Here is an 18,211-nt window from a genome sequence, read left to right as displayed (position 1 = left end):
TCATGCCGGTCGAATATCGCCGCGCTCTGGAAGAGATGGAGCGCATGCGCATGGGTGTCGCGGCAGAATAAGAGGCAACAGACATCTGTCGGCGTCCCGGCTTTTGAGTGCGGGACGCTTTCTTGCGCGCGCCACGAGCGCGTAACGTCAGCTTGAAGTAGTCAGGATTACGAAATGGGCAAGGTTACTGGGTTTATGGAAATCGACCGGCAGGTCGCGAAGTATCAGCCGGCCTCCGATCGCATCCGTCATTTCCGCGAATTCACCATTCCGATGTCGGACCCGGAAGTGCAGAAACAGGCGGCCCGCTGCATGGACTGCGGCATTCCCTATTGCCATGGTCCGACCGGCTGTCCGATCCACAACCAGATCCCGGACTGGAACGATCTGGTCTATAGCGGCAACTGGAAAGAGGCGATCGCAAACCTGCATTCGACCAACAATTTTCCGGAATTCACCGGTCGGGTATGCCCGGCACCCTGCGAGGAGGCCTGCACGCTGAACCTCGAGGACATTCCGGTCTCGATCAAGACGATCGAGCAGGCGATCGCCGACAAGGCCTACGAACTGGGCTTCATCGTGCCGAAGCCGGCAACGGTGAAGACCGGCAAGAAGGTTGCCGTGATCGGTTCCGGACCGGCCGGCATGTCGGCGGCGCAGCAGCTTGGCCGCGCCGGCCATGATGTCGTTGTGTTCGAGCGGGAGGCCAAGCCCGGCGGACTGCTGCGTTACGGCATCCCGGATTTCAAGATGGAGAAGAACTTCATCGATCGCCGCGTCGAACAGATGCGCGGCGAAGGGGTCGAGTTCCGTTGCGGCGTCAATGTCGGCGTCGACGTCAAGATCGACGACCTGCTCGCCGAGTATGATGCGGTGCTCTATTGCGGCGGCTCGGAAACGCCGCGCGCTTCCGGCATCGGCGGCGGCGATCTGCACGGCGTCTACGATGCCATGCCCTTCCTCGTTCAGCAGAACAAGCGGGTGGGCCGCGAGAGCATAGACAGCACCGGCTGGCCCTCGGAGCCTATCCTGGCCGGCGGCAAGCATGTCGTGGTCGTCGGCGGCGGCGATACCGCGTCCGACTGCGTCGGCACGGCCTTCCGCCAGGGCGCCGTCAAGGTGACCCAGCTCGATATCCGCCCGCAGCCGCCGGAAAAGGAAGACAAGCTCGCCGTCTGGCCGTTCTGGGCCACCAAGATGCGCACCTCCTCTTCCCAGGCCGAAGGCGCAATTCGCGAGTTCCAGGTGGCGACGCTGGAATTCGTCGGCGAGGAGGGCGTGCTCACTGGCGTCAAATGCTGCCATGTGGACGAGAAGCGCCAGCCGATCGCCGGCACGGAGTTTGTCATCAAGGCCGACCTCGCCTTCATCGCCATCGGTTTCCGCGGCCCCCTGAAGACCGGCGTGCTGTCCGATCTGGAAGGACGGCTGACGCTGAATACGGACCGTCGCGGTTCGGTCAATGTTGTCGCCAATGATGATGACTACAAGACGTCGGTCGACAGGTTCTGGACCGCCGGCGATGTCCGGCGCGGCCAGTCGCTCGTCGTCTGGGCGATCCGCGAGGGCCGTCAGGCCGCCCGTTCGATCGACCTCGCCCTGATGGGCGAGACCCTGTTGCCGCGCTGAAATCGCTGATGAAATTGCAGGCTGCGGCGTGACGCCGCAGCCTTTCCCGGAAAAAGCGTGAAAGGGTCGTTGCCTTGATTGCGCTCGCTATTGCTTCTTGTTAGACCTTACTCATACTTGAGTGAAACTTAGTTTATTTTTCAATAGAGGAGAGGGTCTTGGCTCAGCACAAGAAGGTTCGCAAGGCGGTTCTGCCGGTTGCAGGTCTGGGAACGCGGTTCCTGCCCGCCACGAAGGTCGTGCCGAAGGAATTGCTCCCGGTTGTCGACAAGCCGATCGTCCAGTATGTCGTCGATGAGGCGATCGAGGCGGGGATCGAGCATTTCGTTTTCGTCACCGGCCGCAACAAGCATGTGATCGAAGACTACTTCGACATTCAGTACGAGCTGGAAAGCACGTTGAAGGCGCGTAACAAGCATGCCGAGCTCAGCCTTCTCGCCGACATGCTGCCGGCCGCGGGCACCGCCACCTTCACCCGCCAGCAGGAGCCGCACGGGCTCGGCCATGCCGTCTGGTGCGCGCGCGAAGTCGTGGGTCCCGAGCCGTTTGCGCTGATCCTGCCGGATATGGTGATGGAGGCGGAAAAGCCCTGCCTGAAGGGTATGATGGAAGTCTATGACGTTGCTGGGGGCAATGTCGTTTCCGTCGAGGAGTGCGATCCCGAACTTGCGCACAAATACGGCATCGTCGGCGTCGGCGAGGCTGTCGGAAGCGGCTTCAGGATCACCGAGATGGTCGAGAAGCCGGAAAAGGGCACTGCGCCCTCGAACTATTTCATCAATGGCCGTTACATTCTGCAGCCGGAAATCTTCCCGATTCTCGAAGTGCTCGAACGCGGCGCCGGCAATGAGATCCAGCTGACCGACGGCATGCTGAAACTGGCGCAGGAGCAGGATTTCTACGGCTACAAGTTCGACGGCCAGACCTTCGACTGCGGCTCCAAGGAAGGCTTCATCATTGCCAATGTGGCGCTGGCGCTGAAGCGCGACGACATCCGTCCGAAGGTTGAGGACGAGCTCAAGGCGCTGATCTCCGCGCTGAAATGACGGGAGACTTCCGGGAGGCGCTGCGGTGCCTTCCGACCGATACCGGGCGGCGCTTCGAGGCGCCGCTTTTTTATTGCCGAAAGTATGAACATGTCATCATCCAGCCTAATCGACCCCGTGGTCATTCCACTTGTCGATGGTCCCAGGAACGAGCTCGAAGGCGAGCGCCCGGATCGTCAGTTCACCGTGGTTCACCGCCCCGAATTGCATGTCTGGCGCGTGGACGCACCCCGTGCGCGGGTTCTGCTCTATGCCGGCGGCGGATATACCAGGATCGTCTATGACAAGGAGGGGCCGGAGGTTGCGGCCTGGCTGAACGGGCTCGGCATCGAGGTCAATCTCCTCATTCACCGGATGCCGGGCGCTGATGACGGCAAGGGCGGGCGCTACCCGAAGGGCATCGCGCTCGAAGACGGAATGCTGGCGCTTGATCACCTCGCTGGTGCGCAAAGCGACTTGCCGCTCTTTCATTTCGGCCTGTCCTCCGGCGGACATCTGGCCGGCGTCATGGCCTGCCAGCCGCATCGGCTGAAAGCGGCGGGCGCCTTGATCTGTTATGCGCCGATCAACGCCAACCACCGCGCCCACAAGTTTCCGCACGGCAAGCCGGACTATCCGCCGGCCGAAAAACAGGACTTCTATGACGCCTGGCCGATCGGGCTTGCCGAGCACCCCCACGGCCTGCCGAAGGTTCCGGTGTTTCTCGCCTATGCGGCGCATGATCGCTCGGTTCCGCTGCAACACGCGCTCAACTATGTTGGGACAGCTGCCGCCCTCGGACTTGATGTTGACCTGCATGTCTTTGCCGATGCGCCGCACGGCTTCGCGCTGCGGTCGCTCAACGGCACGCAAGCGGCCTGGCCCGGCCTTGCCGGCGACTGGATGCGGCGAAAGGCGGACCTTGCGGGCCCCGTATGATGGATGCCTCCTGCCGCTCGCCCGAAGCGATTGTTCTATTGATTGCAAAACCCAAAGGCGCTAACAGCGGAGCATGGACGAGACGACCGACACGACACATGCGGGTGATGCGACCCTTTCAGCCCTGAGAACGCTGGCGTTCGAGAAAAAGGGTCTCGACGCGCTTGCCGCGGCGCTTGAGAACGGGCTGGGCGAGCCCTTTGAAAAGGCCGTTGCCTTGCTCAGGCAAACGCAGGGCCATGTGATTGTCTCCGGCGTCGGCAAGAGCGGCCATGTCGGCACCAAGATCGCCGCCACCTTCGCCTCCACCGGAACGCCGGCCTTCTTCGTGCACCCCGCAGAGGCCAATCACGGCGATATGGGCATGATCGCGCAGAAGGATGCCGTTGTCGCGCTGTCTTGGAGCGGGGAAAGCAGCGAACTGACCGCGCTGGTCGCCTATACCCGCCGCTTCGCCATTCCGCTGATCGCGATTACCGCCGGGACGCAATCCTCGCTGGCGCTGGCCGCCGATATCGTGCTGTCGCTGCCCAAGGCGGAGGAGGCGTGTCCGCTGGGACTGGCGCCCACCACCTCGACAACCATGCAGCTTGCCATCGGCGATGCGCTGGCGATCGCGCTACTCGAGGTGCGTGGCTTTTCCGCCGTTGACTTCAAGGTCTATCACCCCGGCGGCAAGCTCGGCGCGCTGCTCTCGCATGTGGCCGACATCATGCATGTGGGTGAGGAAATCCCGCTGGTGCGTTCGGGCACGCCCTTGCCGGCGGCGATCATGGAGCTTTCCAAGCGCCGCTTCGGCTGCGTCGGCGTCGTCGGCGATGACGGGCGTCTGGCGGGCATCGTCACCGATGGTGACCTGGCGCGCAATCTCTCCCGCGACATGAGCGCGCTCGCCGTCGATGACGTGATGACGCCCGGCCCGAAAACCGTCAGGAAATCGATGATGGTCTCCGGCGCGCTGGCGCTGATCCACAAGCACAATATCTCGGCGCTCATGGTGGTCGACGATGACAATCGGCCGGTGGGGATCGTTCACTTCCACGATTTTCTCAGGATTGGCGCGGCCTGACGCGTCTCACGGGGTTTCGAGCGGCGCGACCGTCAGCCTGCGTCCATCGCCGGAAACGATGCGCACATGCGCGCCTTCCGGCAGGTCCGGCCCTTCCACGACCCAGAGCGTATCATCGAGCTTGATGCGCCCGCGCCCGTCGGTGATGGCGTCGACAACGACGGCGGTGCGGCCGACAAGGCTTGCCGCGCGCTGGTTGAGCAGCGGCTGGTCCGATGTCGTTTCCCGGTTTTTCAGGATCTTCCGTCCCGCCAGAATGGCGACGACGGAAAGGATGGCGAAAAGCAGCACCTGCAATTGCCACCCCCAGAACCCAAAGGGCCAGAAGGCGAGGGACAGCGCTCCGAGAATGAGCGCCGCGATGCCGACCCACATCAGGAAGACGCCAGGCAGGATCAGCTCCGCGACCAGCAGCAGCAGGCCGGCGATGAACCAGCCCCACGGGCCTGCAGCGGCGAAGAAGTCAAGCATCGGCTCCATCGGCGGTCAGCTTTCCTGATTTCTGGAACCGGTCGTGACCGAGGGAGTCGAGCGGCGCGCAGCCGGCTCATTCGAGCCGCCGCCATCTGTGCCGAAGACCTCCTTGGCAATCGCACCGATACCGCCGAGCGAACCGATCAGCGATGACGCCTCCATCGGCATCAGCACCACCTTGGAATTCTTCGCCGTGCCGATCGAGGCCATGGCCTCCGTATATTTCTGGGCAATGAAGTAGTTGATGGCTGCAACATCGCCTTCGGCGATCGCAAGGGATACCGAGCGGGTCGCATTGGCTTCGGCTTCCGCCAGTCTTTCCCGGGCTTCCGCCTCGCGGAAGGCGGCTTCCCGCTCGCCTTCGGCTTCAAGAATGGCGGACTGCTTGGAGCCTTCCGAACGCAGGATCTGCGCCGTCTTGCTGCCCTCGGCCTCAAGGATCTGGGCGCGCTTTTCGCGCTCGGCCTTCATTTGCCGGCCCATGGCCTCCACGAGATCGGTCGGCGGACGGATGTCCTTGATCTCGATACGGGTGACCTTCACGCCCCAGGGCTCGACCGCAAGGTCGACGACGCGCAGCAGTCGCTCATTGATCGAATCGCGGTTGGACAGCAGTTCGTCGAGATCCATCGAGCCCATGACCGAGCGGATATTGGTCATGGTCAGGTTGAGGATCGCCATCTCCAGATTGGCGACCTGATAGGCCGCACTCGCCGGATTGAGGATCTGGTAGAAGGCGACCGCGTCGGCCTCGACGCTGGCATTGTCGCGGGTGATCACCTCCTGCTCCGGCACATCGAGCACCTGCTCCATGATGTTGATGCGTTTGCCGATGCGGTCGATGAAGGGGATGATCAGGTTGAGGCCGGGGGTAAGCGTGCGGGTATAGCGGCCGAAGCGCTCCACCGTATAGCCATAGCCCTGCGGCACGGTCTTGATCCCGGCAAAGAGCGTCAGGAGGATCAGGACCACCAGAATGATGATGGTCACGGAAAATCCGGTCAGTATGTCCATGTCGTTTCCTCCTATTCACCGGCCGAAACTGGTGGCGTCTTATCGTTCTTATAGTATGAAAACACGCTTTACGTGTCGTTTATTACTGCCCGCGCGATTTCCGGTTCCAGCCAGCCGCGAAGCTCGCGGTTTACCACATGTTCGATCACTCGCATGCCGAGAGGCGTGTCGTTGAGACAGGGAATATGGGTGAATTTCTCGCCGCCATGCTCGAGAAAGCTCTCGCGCGCCTGCTCGCCGATCTCTTCCAGCGTCTCCAGACAGTCGGAGACGAAGCCGGGATTGATCACGGCGATCCGCTTCACGCCCTTCTTGGGTAAGCCTTCGACCGTCTTGTCCGTATAGGGCTGCAGCCATTCCTCCGGGCCGAAGCGGGACTGGAAGGTGATCATCAGCCGCTCCTTGGAAAGACCGAGCCTCTCGCGCAGAAGCCGCGCTGTCTTCTGGCACTGGCAGTGATAGGGGTCGCCCTTCTTGAAATAGGACTGCGGAATGCCGTGGAAGGAGGTGATGATGAGTTCCGGCTCCCAGTCGAGCGTCGCCAGATGATCGGTCACCGACTGCGCCAGCGCGTCGATATAGACCGGATCGTCGTGATAGGGCGGCACGGTGCGAAGCGCCGGCTGCCAGCGCATGTCGAGCAATGTCTGGAACGCCTTGTCGTTGACCGTGGCTGTCGTCGAGGCGGCATATTGCGGATAGAGCGGAAAGAGAAGGATGCGTTCGCAGCCCGCCGCCTTCAGCGCCTCGATGCGGGCGGGGATCGAGGGCTGGCCGTAGCGCATCGCCCAGTCGATCACGAGGTTCTCGGTGCCTGCGTAATGTCCCGCGAGCTTTTCCGCCTGGCTCCTTGTGTAGGTGCGCAGAAAGCTCTCGTTCTGCTCCTTGTTCCAGATCAGCTCATAGGCCTCGCCCACCTTGGCCGGACGGCGATTGAGAACGATGCCGTAGAGGATCGGATACCAGAGCGCCTTCGGCCATTCGATCACGCGCTTGTCGGTCAGGAATTCTTCCAGATAGCGGCGCATGGATTTCTTGTCCGTGCCGTCCGGCGTCCCGAGATTGACGAGGAGAACGCCGACCTTGCCGAAGGCGACGCTTGGGTGGTTATCCGGCCAGGCGGCATGCATTTCAGACATCGGCAGTCTTTCCATTGTTGTCGTTGTCGGGTTTCATATAACAACGCAAACAAGGCTTCGCCAGATTATAGGGTGTCGCAGGCGGATCGGAGGATATGCTGTCTGCTGTTGACATTGAAGGGCGGGGAAACAGGGCAGCAAACAATCTCTCCCCTTGAGGGGGAGATGTCGCGAAAGCGACAGAGAGGGGGAAGGGCATAAGCCTCGTACCCCGAGTTTGCTGAGAAGGTTCACCCGCCTCTGCCCCTGCCGGGGCATCTCCCCCTCAAGGGGGGAGATTGTGGGCTGAGAGGCTTCAGTTACTTCGCCACATTGGTGATGCGGCCGTCCACATAGGGCGTATAGGGGCTGTTCTCGCCGAGATATTCGGCAACGGCTTCTTCCAGGTTCGGGCCGAAATCATAGGCTTTCATGCCCTTGTCAGCGAAGACCGCATAGCCGTCTCCGCCGCCGCGCATGTAGTTGTTGGTGACGACGCCGTAGACCGTCTCGGGATCGATCGAGGCGAACTCGTCCTCGCCGGTTTCAACCTCGACCGAAACGACCCGGCTGCCCGGCTCCTTGCTGGCATCATAGGTGTATTTGAGCCCGGAAACCTGCGGATAACGCCCGGCGCCTTCCTCGATTTTCGAGAGGCCGTTTTCAAGCGCGGCAACGATGTCGGAGCCCTTGAGCTGGAACGTGGCGATCGTGTTCTGGAACGGAAGCACGGTCAGGACCTCGCCCATGGTGACGACGCCTTCATCGATCGAGGCGCGCACGCCGCCGCCGTTCTGGATGGCGATGGTAATGCCCTGGCCGGCGACGCGCTCCAGCATGGCGTCGGCAACGAGATTGCCCATCGGGCACTCCTCGGCGCGGCACATATTGCGGTCGCCGACGACGACGGCGGTGGTCTCGCCGACTTCCTGCTGCTTGAGTTCCTCGAGCGGGGCATCAAGCTCCTCGACCCGCGCCGCAAAGGCCTCGTCGGGCGTGACCGATGCATCAAGCAGAATCGGCGCGCCGGAAACGTCTGTCACCTTGCCGTCATCATCGAAGGTGACGGCGAGATCGCCGAGATATTTGGAATAGGCATAGGCGGTAACAACCGGAACCTCTTCGCCCGACGGATTGGCAACCATCGTCGGATAGGGACCGGCGGCGTCCTCGTCCGTGCTGGAGAGCAGGGTGTGGCTGTGGCCGCCGACGATGACGTCGATCCCGTCAACCGCGGCGGCGATTTCCTGGTCACGCTTGTAGCCGACATGGGAAAGCAGGATGATCTTGTTCACCCCTTCCGCCTCGATTTCCGGCACGGCCTTGTTCAGATACTCTATTTCGTCCTGGAACGAGATCTTTGCGCCGGGAGAGGATGTCTCGCCGGTGTCGGTGGCGAGAACCGAAACCACGGCCACCTTCTCGCCGTCGAAATCGAAGATCGTGTAACCGTCGAACTTGCCGGCGACGACGCTGTCATCCGCGGCGATCGTGTTGCCTGAAAGGATCGGAAATTCGATGGCGTTGATGAAGTTCAGCAGTTCTTCCGGCCCGTCATCGAATTCGTGGTTGCCGATCGCCATGGCGTCGAAGCCGATGCCGTTCATGAATTCGGCGATCGGAGCGCCCTTGTATTCGGTATAGAACAGAGAGCCCTGAAACTGGTCGCCGGCATCGAGCACCAGAAGGTTCCCGCCCTCGAGCTCTCCGCGCTTTCCGTCGATCGCTGCCTTGACCCGCGCAATGCCGCCGAAACACTCGCCGGCATCGGCTTCCTCGGCCGAGCAGGTCGAATCATACTTGTTTATCGGTTCGATGCGGGAGTGAAGATCGTTGATGTGCAGGATGTTCAACTGAAAATCGGCAAGAGCGCTGCCGGCGGAAAGCGACAGCACGGAAGCCGCAAGCAGGGCGGCTTTGGAAAGGGAATGCATGGCAGACTCCTGGTTCGAAGAAAGGGCGCGGCGCTTGGGCCCCGATGCCGAGTATAGCCATGGAATGTGACGATGATTTTAGGCTGGTCGTCAAGCCTCGAATTGATGTTTGAGAGGCGTTTTGCAGCCGGCCAGCCTCTCAAGTAGCCGTTTTTGACGCGCCTGGTCCTAGTAGTTGGAACTACTTTGCATCGTGGAGAAGTTGACGCCGGGGGTCGCGGATGCCGGGTAGGTGCTTGACGGATTGGCGGTCGAATAGGTCTGGCTACCCATTTGCGGCTGGGTCGACCCCATCTGCTGGGACGGCATGGCGGATCCGGGCGCGATCGGCTGCTGGGCCGCATTTGCCGTCATGGCTGCCGCGTCATCCAGGGTGAAGCCGATCGGGGCTGCTGCCGGCTTGTAGAGCGAGAAGCGGGCGCCCTGGCTCGGCGTGCAGTTCAGAAGATAGGGCGCGGCTATGGCGCAGTTGACGCGCGAACGGGTCTGTCGCAGCACCGAGGTGACATCGATCTCGACCACATTACCATTGACGATGTAGCTGCCGACGGCGAGCACCTGGTTGGAATCCGTCGTGCGGGTTTCGAACTTTCCGGCGGAGAAGCTGGAGATAATGCCGTCCTTGTCCCGCCACTGGCCGTCGACGGCCGTGCGCGGGGCCTGTGGCTGGGTGGGCGCGGGCAGGCTGCGCGGCTGCTCATAGGTGGTGCAACCCGCCAGGAGCAGAGCGCAGGCGGTAAAGGTCGTGGCGAGGAACGGTTTCACTTTGGTACTCATCTGCGGTCCTGTCTTTGCGCTAGAAAGGCCTATTTTACCTGAAAAGGCAACCGTTGAGCAGGCTTTTGGTTCCCGCCGCAGCGCAGATCAGGCCGGATTGCCGCCCGCCTTCGCCGCCCGCGCCCGCGCCGAACGTCGCCTTTCCGTGCTTTCCGCCGGCCATTCGGCATTCATGTCGTAATAATGAGGAAAAGTGCGGGCGCCGGAGGGCAGCGGCACCCAGGGGAGTTTCGAGACCGTGTAGATATGGACATCCGGCGTGAAGCGCTCCGGCGCATCAAGCGCCGCCAGCCGCACGAAAAGCATCCAGCCGCGCCGGCCGTAATCGCTCCACAATGGCGAGCCGCAATCCGCGCAAAAGAACAGATCGTGCGGATAGCCGCTGTCGGTGGCAAGCGTGCGGCAGGCCGGCGCGCCTTCAGAAAGAGAAATCCGGTCCGCCTCGATCAGTCCATTGATCACGAAGGGGCCGCCCGATTGCCGGCGGCAGTCCTTGCAGTGGCAGGCGTGAATGAACATCGGTCGCCCGCGCATGGCAAAGCGCACTGCGCCGCAGAAACAGCCGCCCTCGAAGGTTTCGTCGGTCATGATGTGCTCCTTTCGTGCAGACCGGCCAGTTTATCGCGGAAAGAATGAAAATGAGGATAATTGCCGCATGCCGGTATTGCCTTGCGTTCCGTCATGCGCCTAAGGAACGCGGAAGCGATATTGCGGAACAGCGGAGCGCCCGATGAGCGAAAAACCGACGGTGACCATCGAGTATTGCAGCATGTGCAACTGGCTGATGCGTTCGGCCTGGATGGCGCAGGAACTGTTGTCGACCTTTTCGCACGAACTTGGCGCGGTGACGCTGAAGCCGGGAACGGGCGGCATTTTCGAAATCCGGATCGATGGCGCGCTCGTCTGGGAGCGCAAGCGCAACGGCGGCTTTCCCGGGCCGAAGGAACTGAAGCAGCTCATCCGCGACGTCATCGATCCTGAACGCGATCTCGGCCACGTTGACCGGGTGAAGGCGCCGAAGGCCGCGGACTGAAGACCGGAACGACGACGGCGGGCGGGCGAAATTTTTGTCGTCAAAACGTCAAATACCCGTTGACGAAACCCGCCGCGTCTCTTAAACGAGCGGTCGTTGCCCAGATGGCGGAATTGGTAGACGCGCCAGCTTCAGGTGCTGGTACTCGCAAGGGTGTGGAGGTTCGAGTCCTCTTCTGGGCACCAATCATTTTTCTGAACGTCCGTGGATGTTCTGAAAACGCCGCAAAAAGCCCGGTCATCCGGGCTTTTTTGTTGTCTGGCCCCCCTCCCGACCGCTTGCAGCCTGTTACTTCGTCGGTCCATGGACCATGGACCCGATCCACAGGCACAGTCCGGCACGCGCTGCAGGCTGCGGGTTGACGATTGCGAGGCTCGGCAAAGAGGACGGCCTGCCGCGCGCCGGGGCGGCAACTGTCAGCCCTGACAGTTCAAAAGGGCGCCGGTTCCGTTTACGAGATGTCGCCTCGGCGCGCGGCATTTCAGTCGGGTCAGACGGGTGCATGGGAAACCGGTCACGCATTCCTGCTCCCGGCCCAGGGCGAACAACGGAGGACAAGGGTATGTGCACGTCGCTTCTTTACTTCGACGCTCAAAACCGGGCCTATCTGGGCCGAACGCTCGAACTCAGCATCGATCTTCCCTACCAGGTTTCCGTCTTTCCGGCAGGTCTGGCCATGGCGTCGGCCGTCGAGGGATGCAAACCCGCGACATGGACGTCGTCCCACCATTTTGTCGCGGTCACCATGCCGTCGGCCGTCCCCCGGGACGACGCCCCGTTCACATCCGAGGGCCTGAAAGTGCTCGAGGGGCTGAACGGCGCAGGCCTGACCTTCAGTGTTCAGTCCTATCCGCAGGCTGCAGGCGAGGACGGCATTCCTGACGGCGGCGCATTCGCGCTCTCCGCCGCCGATCTGGGAGCCTGGGTGCTTGGTCAGTTCGAGACAGTGGAAGAAGTGAAGGCGGCTATCGCCTCGCAGCCTGTCGCGCTGGAGCGCGTTCCGATCCTGGGCGGGCTGCGAATGCCGTTTCATTTCGCCGTCCATGATGCCCGGGGCAAGAGTATTGTCATCGAGTTTCATCATGGCGCGCGAACCGTCTATGACAACCCGGTCGGCGTCATGACCAACGCGCCGCAGTTTTCCTGGCATCTCACCAATCTCAACAATTATACCTTCCTTGACAATATCGACCGCTCGAAGGCAAACTTCGGCTCCTATGCGGCACAGCAGTCCGGCGCGGGGATCGCGAAGGCCGGGTTGCCTGCCTCGGATACATCCGTGGACCGTTTCGTCAGAGCTGCTTTCTATGCCGAATTCGCGGAGAAGCAGGCGGAGCCCGACCGGGCGGTGCAGATGGTGGCGCATATCATGAACAATTTCGACCGCCCGCGCGGCATTGCCGTCGATTATCCGGACCAGGGGAGCAGTCATCTGCAGGTACAGGGGCAGGTCAGCGAGGAGATCGCGACGGAGTTCACCACATGGACAAGCCTTTCCGATCTGGACAGAAAGCTGTTTTTCCTGCGCGACAGCGGGGGCATGAATTACACCCGCCTCGATGTCGGCGCGCTTGCGCAGACGCCTGAGTTCCGCTCGCGCCCAATGGCGCAAATGCTGGCGGGGATGAAGGACATGACGGCGTCCTTTGCCTAGCGCCTCGGCCTGAAAATCGGAATCGATTTTCGGAAAGCACGATGTGTCGATTCAATAGGTGAGAGCATGTTCGCGATTCAAGGAAACGCGGACATGCTGCGGCGCGCCGTGCCCGGAAAACGGGATCTGTTTTCGGCACGTACGATGTGCCGGGCGCGGTTATGACGGAGTATCCTTTTCATGCTGGACTGGCTGTTCACAACGCTGCGGATGAATGTCGAAATTCCGCTGTTTCTGTCCTTGCTGCTGGGCTATTCCCTGGGACGCGTAAAAATTGCAGGCATCTCCCTCGGAGACGTGACGGCCACCTTGCTGGCCGCTCTGGTGATCGGGCAGATCGGCATTCATGTCTCTCCGGACGTGAAGATCATTTTCTTCATGTTCTATCTTTTCGCTGTGGGATACAGCGCCGGCCCGCAATTTGTCCGCGGTCTGTTCTCAGGCGGCCTGCAACAGGCCCTGTTCGCGGTCCTCGTCTGCGGTCTCAGTCTTGGTTCCGTCTATCTTGCGGTCAGGATTGCCGGATACGACGTGGGTATTGCCGCGGGTCTTTATGCCGGTTCGACGACAACGTCTTCCGCACTTGGCCTTTCGCAAACCGCCATTGAGCAGTCTTCGCTCGCGGCTTCCGCGAAAGCTGCGAGCGCGCAGATACTGCCGGCGGCCTTTTCGATCAGCTATGTTATCGGGACGTTCGGATCGGTCGTCATGCTCGGCATTCTGGGGCCGAGGCTCCTGAATATCGATCTTCCCGCGGCTTGCCGCGACTATGCCAGGCGGATCGGCGGCGCGGGCGACGATCGCGGCAGCCCGAAGGCGTGGCACCAGTATGTCGCGCGCGCCTTTCTCGTCGACCCCCAGTCGGCAATAGCCGGACTTACGGTGGGGCAGACCGAGCACTTTTTCCACAATCACCGCATGTATATCGGCCGGGTCCGGCGAAACGGCGCGGTTGTCGAGGCCACGGTCGATATGGTTCTGGAGGCCGGCGATGTCGTTGCGATTGCGGGTGCGCGCGAGGTTCTGCTGGAGGAGGTCGGCAAGGCGCTTCGGGAGGTTGATGATCCCGAACTGCTCGGCGTTTCGATCGAGGGCACGGATATTCTGATCACGGCAAGGAGCATTCATCGCAAAACGCTGAGAGAGCTTGCGCAGATGCCGGAAACCCGGGGGATATTCCTGACCGAGATCCGCCGCGGCGCGATGTCCGTCGCAATTCCGATCCTGCCCGAAACGCAGCTTTTTCGCGGCGATGTGGTCCGGGTGACGGGACGTCCGGCCGACATCAGCGCCGCGGCGGGGAGGTTCGGCTACCTCGATCGGGAAACGGAACGCGCGGACATTGCCTTCATCGGCGCGGCCATCGTCATTGGCGCCCTGATCGGATCTCTGACGCTGAAGATCGGCGAGGTCCCGCTGACGCTTTCGACGGCCGGCGGCGTTCTCCTGGTCGGACTGCTGCTTGGCTGGCTGCGCTCGATCCGTCCCGCCTTCGGTCGCGTTCCGCGCGCGACGAGCTGGTTTATGAACTCGATCGGCCTCAACATGTTTATCGCGGTGGTCGGTCTGACAGCCGGACCCGGCATCGTTGCAGGGTTGAAGGAGCTTGGCGTCGTGTTTGTCGCGTGGACCGTTTTTGCCGCCGCTCTTCCGATGCTGCTGTCGCTCTACATCGGAAAATACCTGTTCCGGTTTGACGATGCCATCGTGCTTGGCTGCTGCGCCGGTTCGCGCACGGCAGCCGCCGCCCTGAGCATGATTACCGACCGCGCCGGAAGCCAGATCCCCGCGATCGGCTATTCTGTCGGCTATGCCACATCCAGCACGATCCTGACCCTGCTTGGGATCGTTATCGTCTTGATCAGTTGAGCGTTTTGCCGCTGGCGCCGGAAGCTTGACAGGTCATGCCGCCGTCGCCGTTTCGGTCTCTCGGCAAGTCGGTTCGCGCCCTCGCTGCTCCTTTGCCGCGTTTCGGCGACTGTCAGAACTGACAGTTGCCGAAATGGCGGCATATGTTTTGATGCAGCGGAAAAGCAGGGCTGTCAGGATGGCCTGACCCATGCCGGCCGGGATGCGCTCTCGATGCCGGGACCTGCACTCTTCCACCGCACCCGAACGGCAAAACATGATGAGCGTGATCTTTGGTTAACTTTCTGTCTCTCGCCTTGCTGACGGCAACAGGCGGCGCCATCGGCTCGGTCTGCCGCTGGCTGGTCGGTCTGGCTTCGACCCGCCTTTGGAACGATCATCTTCCCTGGGGGACCCTGATCGTGAATATCCTGGGTTCGTTCATCATCGGCTTCGCCGTGGAACTGATCACCCACAAGCTTGACAGCTCACCTGAAATCCGCGCGCTGGTCGTAACCGGATTTCTCGGGGGCTTCACGACATTCTCGTCCTTCTCCCTCGACAACATGAATCTCGTGGCGCGGGGCGACTCCGTTCTTGCAATTGCCTATATACTCGTCAGCGTGCTGGTTTCGCTTGTCTTCGTTTTTTCAGGGTTTCATGTTGCCAGACATCTTTCGTGATCGCGAATGCGGCCTTGCCCCGGCAGGCAGCAGGCCCGATCATGTGCATTCGTCTGTCTTTGAACCCGCGAACCGGCACAATGCTTTTGAAAACATCTCCTGACCTCACGCCGATGAAACTCCTCGGCGCATTGTCAATGGCTCTCGGGGTCGTGCTGCCCTGGATGGCCGGGCTTGTGGCCGGTCAGGCAACGCACGGCGCGATCGCGTCCTTCGGCGCCTATCTGATGATGGTTTCGTTTCCGCGCTTGCCCGAGGCGGGCAGAGCGAAAGTGCTGCTATCGGCCGCTTTTGTCATCAGCCTGTTCGCGATGGTCGGCGGTCGCGTCGAACTGGGCTCCGGTCCTTTCTTCGCCTGCGCGCTGGCGGCTGCCCTTGCGCAAGGCGCCGGAGAACTGAGGGGAGGCTACCTTCGGCTGCCGGTAGCGCTTGCCGCGCTGGCGTTCTTCCTGTCCGTCGACCAGGTTCCTGCCGGCGGTGATGTGATCTACGGGTTGACCTTTCTCGCCGGCACGCTGTGGGCTCTGCTTTTCGTGCTCTTCTTCATCCCCGTTGCGAAAAAGGCTGTAGATGTCGAGCGGCTCGATCTGTTGAAAAACGCCGCCCAAAGGCGCTTCCTCGCCGGTATCGCTTCGATATCTCTGCTGGGAAGCATCGCCGCCTGTTTCAGCCCGGGCTCGCACCCCTGCTGGCTGGCCGCCGCAGGCCTCAGGGTTACAAAACCGACCCGCAGGGAGACTTTGTACCGGATGAAGGCGCGGGGTCTTGGAACGCTTCTCGGGGCGGCGGCCGGCGGATTGATGCTCGGCTTCCTTGCCCCCGCTCCCTGGCTTCACGCCCTGCTGGTCGGCGCGCTGGTTTTCGTGATGCTGGTAATCGGCGCCAAACGGTACGGCATATGGTCCTTCTGTCTGACGGCTGTCGCGCTGACGTTCAACTTCTCGCCGGAAGCCGGGGCCCTGGCTATTGCCGCCAACCGGGTTCTTCTGACGATCGCAGGCATTGGCGTGGCCTGCCTGATGCTGCCGCTGTTGCCGCCTTCGCCCGATGCGGACCGGCAGGGCGGCTGATCGATCGAAGAACGCTCAGTCGCGCAATCCGAGAGCGGCGTAGAATGCGGCGGCCTGCGCGCGGGAACTGACCGAGATCTTGGCCAGTATCTCGCTCACGTGATAGGCGACGGCGCGTTCGGTGCGCCCGACAATCAGAGCGATCTCGCTGTTGGTTTTCCCTTTCGCGATCCAGCTGAGGATTTCCACCTGCAGTCCGGAAAGCTGCTTGAAGCCGTGGACATTGTATTGGCAAGGCAGGCCTTCCGTGAAGGCCGACATCCGCGCGGTCGCCACGCTGGTGAGGATGGAGATTGCATGTGCCGTATCGGGAACATGAACTGACTTGTCGATTGTCAGCAGGGTGATCGCGCTGAACTTGCCCGGCGCGGCGAACAGCGGCAGTGTCGCGCCGCCGGCAATGCCCTGGTAACGTACATATTCGCTATAGTCCTGACGGGGCGTGCCATCCCACATGCCGGGCTTCCAGAAGAGGGGAGCCGTGTTTGCCTTGAGGTGTGACATCAGCGGATCACGGTCGAACCACCCGTCATTCACATAGATATCGAGGTCGCGCGTCGTCCATGTCGTCAAAAGCGGCCGTTCCATGAACTGCAAAGGATCGCTGCGGTTCAGGCTGATATTGTAACTGATGAACCCCAGTTCATTGAGCGCCTTGGTAAGGCAGGCCTCCAAATCAGGCAGGCTTTCCGCGTTCGCGATTGTGGCGCAAGCCTTTGCAAGGTGTTTGAGCATTGTCCCCGATCATATGCCAATGATTGGTGCAACATGTCTTCTAGAAATGACAACTGTCAATCCTGACAGTTCAAAAAATAGGCGGTTTCAGGTTACTGACAAAAGTCAAACGTGTTACCTTTTTTATCGACGTGCACCGGCAGGGCCAATCGGCGCATGCGGGTACGATGTGCCTATCCTCTCGCTCGCCTCGCGGGGCTGGGCATAAGGGGTTCGGCGAGCCGGCCGACATTCAGGATGTCGCCCGCCGCCTGTTTTTGACGACGACGAACGGTCGGCAAGTTCAGCCATTCTGACAGGGGAGACTTATATGCATTTCACGCCTCGAGAGATCGACAAGCTCTTGATCTACACGCTCGCGCAGGTCGCGCAGCAGCGCAAGGATCAGGGGTTGAAGCTCAACCATCCAGAAACCGTCTCGCTCATTTCCGTGGCAGCGCTGAACGGCGCCCGCGCGGGCAAGACCGTCGAGGAGGTCATGGAAATCGCGCGCAAGGAAATCACGCGCGACGATGTGATGGAAGGGGTCGTCGACATGATCCCTTACGTGCAGGTGGAGGCCGTCTTTACCGATGGCAGCCGTCTCGTGACCATCCATGATCCGATTCAGTGAGGGCTTGAACATGACGAACGAGAAGAAAACCCCGGTCGGCGGCCTGGTCCTCGGCAAGGGCGATATCGAGATCAATGCGGGCTATCCGACGACCACGCTCAAGGTGCGCAACACCGGTGACAGGCCAATCCAGGTCGGCTCGCATTTTCACTTCTTCGAGGTCAATTCCGCGCTGGAATTCGACCGCGAACAGGCGTTCGGCAAGCGCCTGAACATTCCTGCAACCACCGCCCTGCGTTTCGAGCCGGGCGATGAGAAAGAGGTCACCCTCGTTCCCTATCAGGGCAAGCAACGGGTGCTCGGCTTCAATGGCCTCGTCAACGGCTGGGTCGGCGACGAGAGCTACAATGACAGCCGCCCGCGGCTGGTCGACGCGATGGAGCGCGCGGAACGCTACGGCTTCAAGTCGTCCAAGTGACCGCCCGGTACAACCTCATTCGACAGGATTTCTGAAATGGCCAAGATTTCAAGACAGCAGTATGCAGACCTCTATGGTCCGACAACGGGCGACAAGATCCGCCTCGGCGACACCGATCTCTATATCGAGATCGAAAAGGACCTCCGGGTCTATGGCGAGGAAGCCGTCTATGGCGGCG

Annotated in this window: 19 protein-coding genes and 1 tRNA gene; 13 read left to right on the top strand and 7 right to left on the bottom strand. The window is 61.4% G+C overall.

What is annotated here, in order from left to right:
• The first annotated feature begins 174 nt into the window (after window positions 1-174).
• The 4 genes from AC5DC2_RS05945 (at window position 175) to AC5DC2_RS05930 (ending at window position 4,662) form a co-directional block, all read left to right on the top strand.
• On the top strand, window positions 175-1,629 hold the full coding sequence (locus AC5DC2_RS05945; protein WP_491697838.1) for a glutamate synthase subunit beta: 1,455 nt from the start codon (window positions 175-177) through the stop codon (window positions 1,627-1,629).
• Window positions 1,630-1,787: 158 nt separating this feature from the next.
• Window positions 1,788-2,675, top strand: coding sequence for a UTP--glucose-1-phosphate uridylyltransferase GalU (galU, locus tag AC5DC2_RS05940; protein WP_024709009.1), 888 nt, complete (start codon window positions 1,788-1,790; stop codon window positions 2,673-2,675).
• Window positions 2,676-2,765: 90 nt separating this feature from the next.
• Window positions 2,766-3,593, top strand: coding sequence for an alpha/beta hydrolase family protein (locus AC5DC2_RS05935; protein ID WP_491697837.1), 828 nt, complete (start codon window positions 2,766-2,768; stop codon window positions 3,591-3,593).
• Between the two features lie 73 nt (window positions 3,594-3,666).
• Window positions 3,667-4,662 (top strand): KpsF/GutQ family sugar-phosphate isomerase, encoded by a 996-nt coding sequence (locus tag AC5DC2_RS05930; protein WP_024709011.1) that lies wholly within the window; start codon window positions 3,667-3,669, stop codon window positions 4,660-4,662.
• A 6-nt stretch (window positions 4,663-4,668) separates the two neighbouring features.
• Here AC5DC2_RS05930 and AC5DC2_RS05925 read toward each other — a convergent pair whose 3' ends face one another.
• The 6 genes from AC5DC2_RS05925 to AC5DC2_RS05900 form a co-directional block, all read right to left on the bottom strand.
• Window positions 4,669-5,133, bottom strand: a complete 465-nt coding sequence (locus AC5DC2_RS05925) for an NfeD family protein (protein WP_491697840.1) — start codon at window positions 5,131-5,133, stop codon at window positions 4,669-4,671.
• Window positions 5,134-5,148: 15 nt separating this feature from the next.
• Entirely contained in the window at window positions 5,149-6,141 is a 993-nt protein-coding gene (locus AC5DC2_RS05920; RefSeq protein WP_024709013.1) for an SPFH domain-containing protein, read from the bottom strand.
• 77 nt (window positions 6,142-6,218) lie between these two features.
• On the bottom strand, window positions 6,219-7,289 hold the full coding sequence (hemH, locus tag AC5DC2_RS05915) for a ferrochelatase (protein ID WP_024709014.1): 1,071 nt from the start codon (window positions 7,287-7,289) through the stop codon (window positions 6,219-6,221).
• Window positions 7,290-7,588: 299 nt separating this feature from the next.
• Window positions 7,589-9,202 carry a bifunctional metallophosphatase/5'-nucleotidase gene (locus tag AC5DC2_RS05910; RefSeq protein ID WP_491697836.1) on the bottom strand — a complete coding sequence of 538 codons (1,614 nt, stop codon included), beginning with the start codon at window positions 9,200-9,202 and terminating at the stop codon, window positions 7,589-7,591.
• A 168-nt stretch (window positions 9,203-9,370) separates the two neighbouring features.
• Complete coding sequence (gene omp10 / locus AC5DC2_RS05905) at window positions 9,371-9,979, bottom strand: outer membrane lipoprotein Omp10 (RefSeq protein ID WP_491697835.1); 609 nt, start codon at window positions 9,977-9,979, stop codon at window positions 9,371-9,373.
• Between the two features lie 87 nt (window positions 9,980-10,066).
• A complete protein-coding gene (locus AC5DC2_RS05900; protein ID WP_200336910.1) occupies window positions 10,067-10,567 on the bottom strand; it encodes a GFA family protein in 501 nt (166 codons plus the stop codon).
• Between the two features lie 142 nt (window positions 10,568-10,709).
• Between AC5DC2_RS05900 and AC5DC2_RS05895 the strand changes: the two genes are divergently transcribed.
• From AC5DC2_RS05895 to AC5DC2_RS05870, 6 genes are all read left to right on the top strand, one after another.
• Window positions 10,710-11,012: an Rdx family protein gene (locus tag AC5DC2_RS05895; protein WP_491697834.1), complete on the top strand. Its 303-nt coding sequence runs from the start codon at window positions 10,710-10,712 to the stop codon at window positions 11,010-11,012.
• Between the two features lie 98 nt (window positions 11,013-11,110).
• Window positions 11,111-11,197 (top strand) — tRNA-Leu (locus AC5DC2_RS05890).
• A gap of 377 nt (window positions 11,198-11,574) precedes the next feature.
• Entirely contained in the window at window positions 11,575-12,666 is a 1,092-nt protein-coding gene (locus AC5DC2_RS05885) for a linear amide C-N hydrolase (protein ID WP_491697833.1), read from the top strand.
• A gap of 180 nt (window positions 12,667-12,846) precedes the next feature.
• Window positions 12,847-14,535 carry an aspartate-alanine antiporter gene (gene aspT, locus AC5DC2_RS05880; protein ID WP_491697832.1) on the top strand — a complete coding sequence of 563 codons (1,689 nt, stop codon included), beginning with the start codon at window positions 12,847-12,849 and terminating at the stop codon, window positions 14,533-14,535.
• A 272-nt stretch (window positions 14,536-14,807) separates the two neighbouring features.
• Window positions 14,808-15,197 carry a fluoride efflux transporter CrcB gene (gene crcB / locus AC5DC2_RS05875; protein WP_491697831.1) on the top strand — a complete coding sequence of 130 codons (390 nt, stop codon included), beginning with the start codon at window positions 14,808-14,810 and terminating at the stop codon, window positions 15,195-15,197.
• A 137-nt stretch (window positions 15,198-15,334) separates the two neighbouring features.
• Complete coding sequence (locus AC5DC2_RS05870) at window positions 15,335-16,267, top strand: FUSC family protein (RefSeq protein ID WP_491697830.1); 933 nt, start codon at window positions 15,335-15,337, stop codon at window positions 16,265-16,267.
• 15 nt (window positions 16,268-16,282) lie between these two features.
• On the opposite strand, the gene AC5DC2_RS05865 is transcribed toward AC5DC2_RS05870, so the two are convergent.
• Window positions 16,283-17,002 (bottom strand): helix-turn-helix transcriptional regulator, encoded by a 720-nt coding sequence (locus AC5DC2_RS05865; protein ID WP_491697829.1) that lies wholly within the window; start codon window positions 17,000-17,002, stop codon window positions 16,283-16,285.
• A gap of 310 nt (window positions 17,003-17,312) precedes the next feature.
• On the opposite strand from AC5DC2_RS05865, the gene AC5DC2_RS05860 reads away from it, so the two are divergent.
• The 3 genes from AC5DC2_RS05860 to AC5DC2_RS05850 form a co-directional block, all read left to right on the top strand.
• Window positions 17,313-17,615 carry an urease subunit gamma gene (locus AC5DC2_RS05860; protein ID WP_024709024.1) on the top strand — a complete coding sequence of 101 codons (303 nt, stop codon included), beginning with the start codon at window positions 17,313-17,315 and terminating at the stop codon, window positions 17,613-17,615.
• Window positions 17,616-17,625: 10 nt separating this feature from the next.
• Entirely contained in the window at window positions 17,626-18,033 is a 408-nt protein-coding gene (locus tag AC5DC2_RS05855) for an urease subunit beta (protein ID WP_491697828.1), read from the top strand.
• 36 nt (window positions 18,034-18,069) lie between these two features.
• Window positions 18,070-18,211: hypothetical protein (locus tag AC5DC2_RS05850; RefSeq protein WP_491697839.1), on the top strand; the 142-nt coding region annotated here is incomplete at its 3' end.

The sequence above is a fragment of the Martelella sp. genome (assembly GCF_984369615.1).
This window is presented reverse-complemented; position numbering and strand designations above follow the sequence as displayed.

Excerpts from the sequence above, each read along its gene's own strand:
- AC5DC2_RS05945 (WP_491697838.1), top strand. The coding sequence starts at position 175 with ATGGGCAAGGTTACTGGGTTTATGGAAATCGACCGGCAGGTCGCGAAG.
- AC5DC2_RS05935 (WP_491697837.1), top strand. The coding sequence starts at position 2,766 with ATGTCATCATCCAGCCTAATCGACCCCGTGGTCATTCCACTTGTCGAT.
- AC5DC2_RS05930 (WP_024709011.1), top strand. The coding sequence starts at position 3,667 with ATGGACGAGACGACCGACACGACACATGCGGGTGATGCGACCCTTTCA.
- AC5DC2_RS05925 (WP_491697840.1), bottom strand. The coding sequence starts at position 5,133 with ATGCTTGACTTCTTCGCCGCTGCAGGCCCGTGGGGCTGGTTCATCGCC.
- hemH (WP_024709014.1), bottom strand. The coding sequence starts at position 7,289 with ATGTCTGAAATGCATGCCGCCTGGCCGGATAACCACCCAAGCGTCGCC.
- AC5DC2_RS05910 (WP_491697836.1), bottom strand. The coding sequence starts at position 9,202 with ATGCATTCCCTTTCCAAAGCCGCCCTGCTTGCGGCTTCCGTGCTGTCG.
- omp10 (WP_491697835.1), bottom strand. The coding sequence starts at position 9,979 with ATGAGTACCAAAGTGAAACCGTTCCTCGCCACGACCTTTACCGCCTGC.
- AC5DC2_RS05900 (WP_200336910.1), bottom strand. The coding sequence starts at position 10,567 with ATGACCGACGAAACCTTCGAGGGCGGCTGTTTCTGCGGCGCAGTGCGC.
- AC5DC2_RS05895 (WP_491697834.1), top strand. The coding sequence starts at position 10,710 with ATGAGCGAAAAACCGACGGTGACCATCGAGTATTGCAGCATGTGCAAC.
- AC5DC2_RS05885 (WP_491697833.1), top strand. The coding sequence starts at position 11,575 with ATGTGCACGTCGCTTCTTTACTTCGACGCTCAAAACCGGGCCTATCTG.
- aspT (WP_491697832.1), top strand. The coding sequence starts at position 12,847 with ATGCTGGACTGGCTGTTCACAACGCTGCGGATGAATGTCGAAATTCCG.
- AC5DC2_RS05870 (WP_491697830.1), top strand. The coding sequence starts at position 15,335 with ATGGCTCTCGGGGTCGTGCTGCCCTGGATGGCCGGGCTTGTGGCCGGT.
- AC5DC2_RS05865 (WP_491697829.1), bottom strand. The coding sequence starts at position 17,002 with ATGCTCAAACACCTTGCAAAGGCTTGCGCCACAATCGCGAACGCGGAA.
- AC5DC2_RS05860 (WP_024709024.1), top strand. The coding sequence starts at position 17,313 with ATGCATTTCACGCCTCGAGAGATCGACAAGCTCTTGATCTACACGCTC.
- AC5DC2_RS05855 (WP_491697828.1), top strand. The coding sequence starts at position 17,626 with ATGACGAACGAGAAGAAAACCCCGGTCGGCGGCCTGGTCCTCGGCAAG.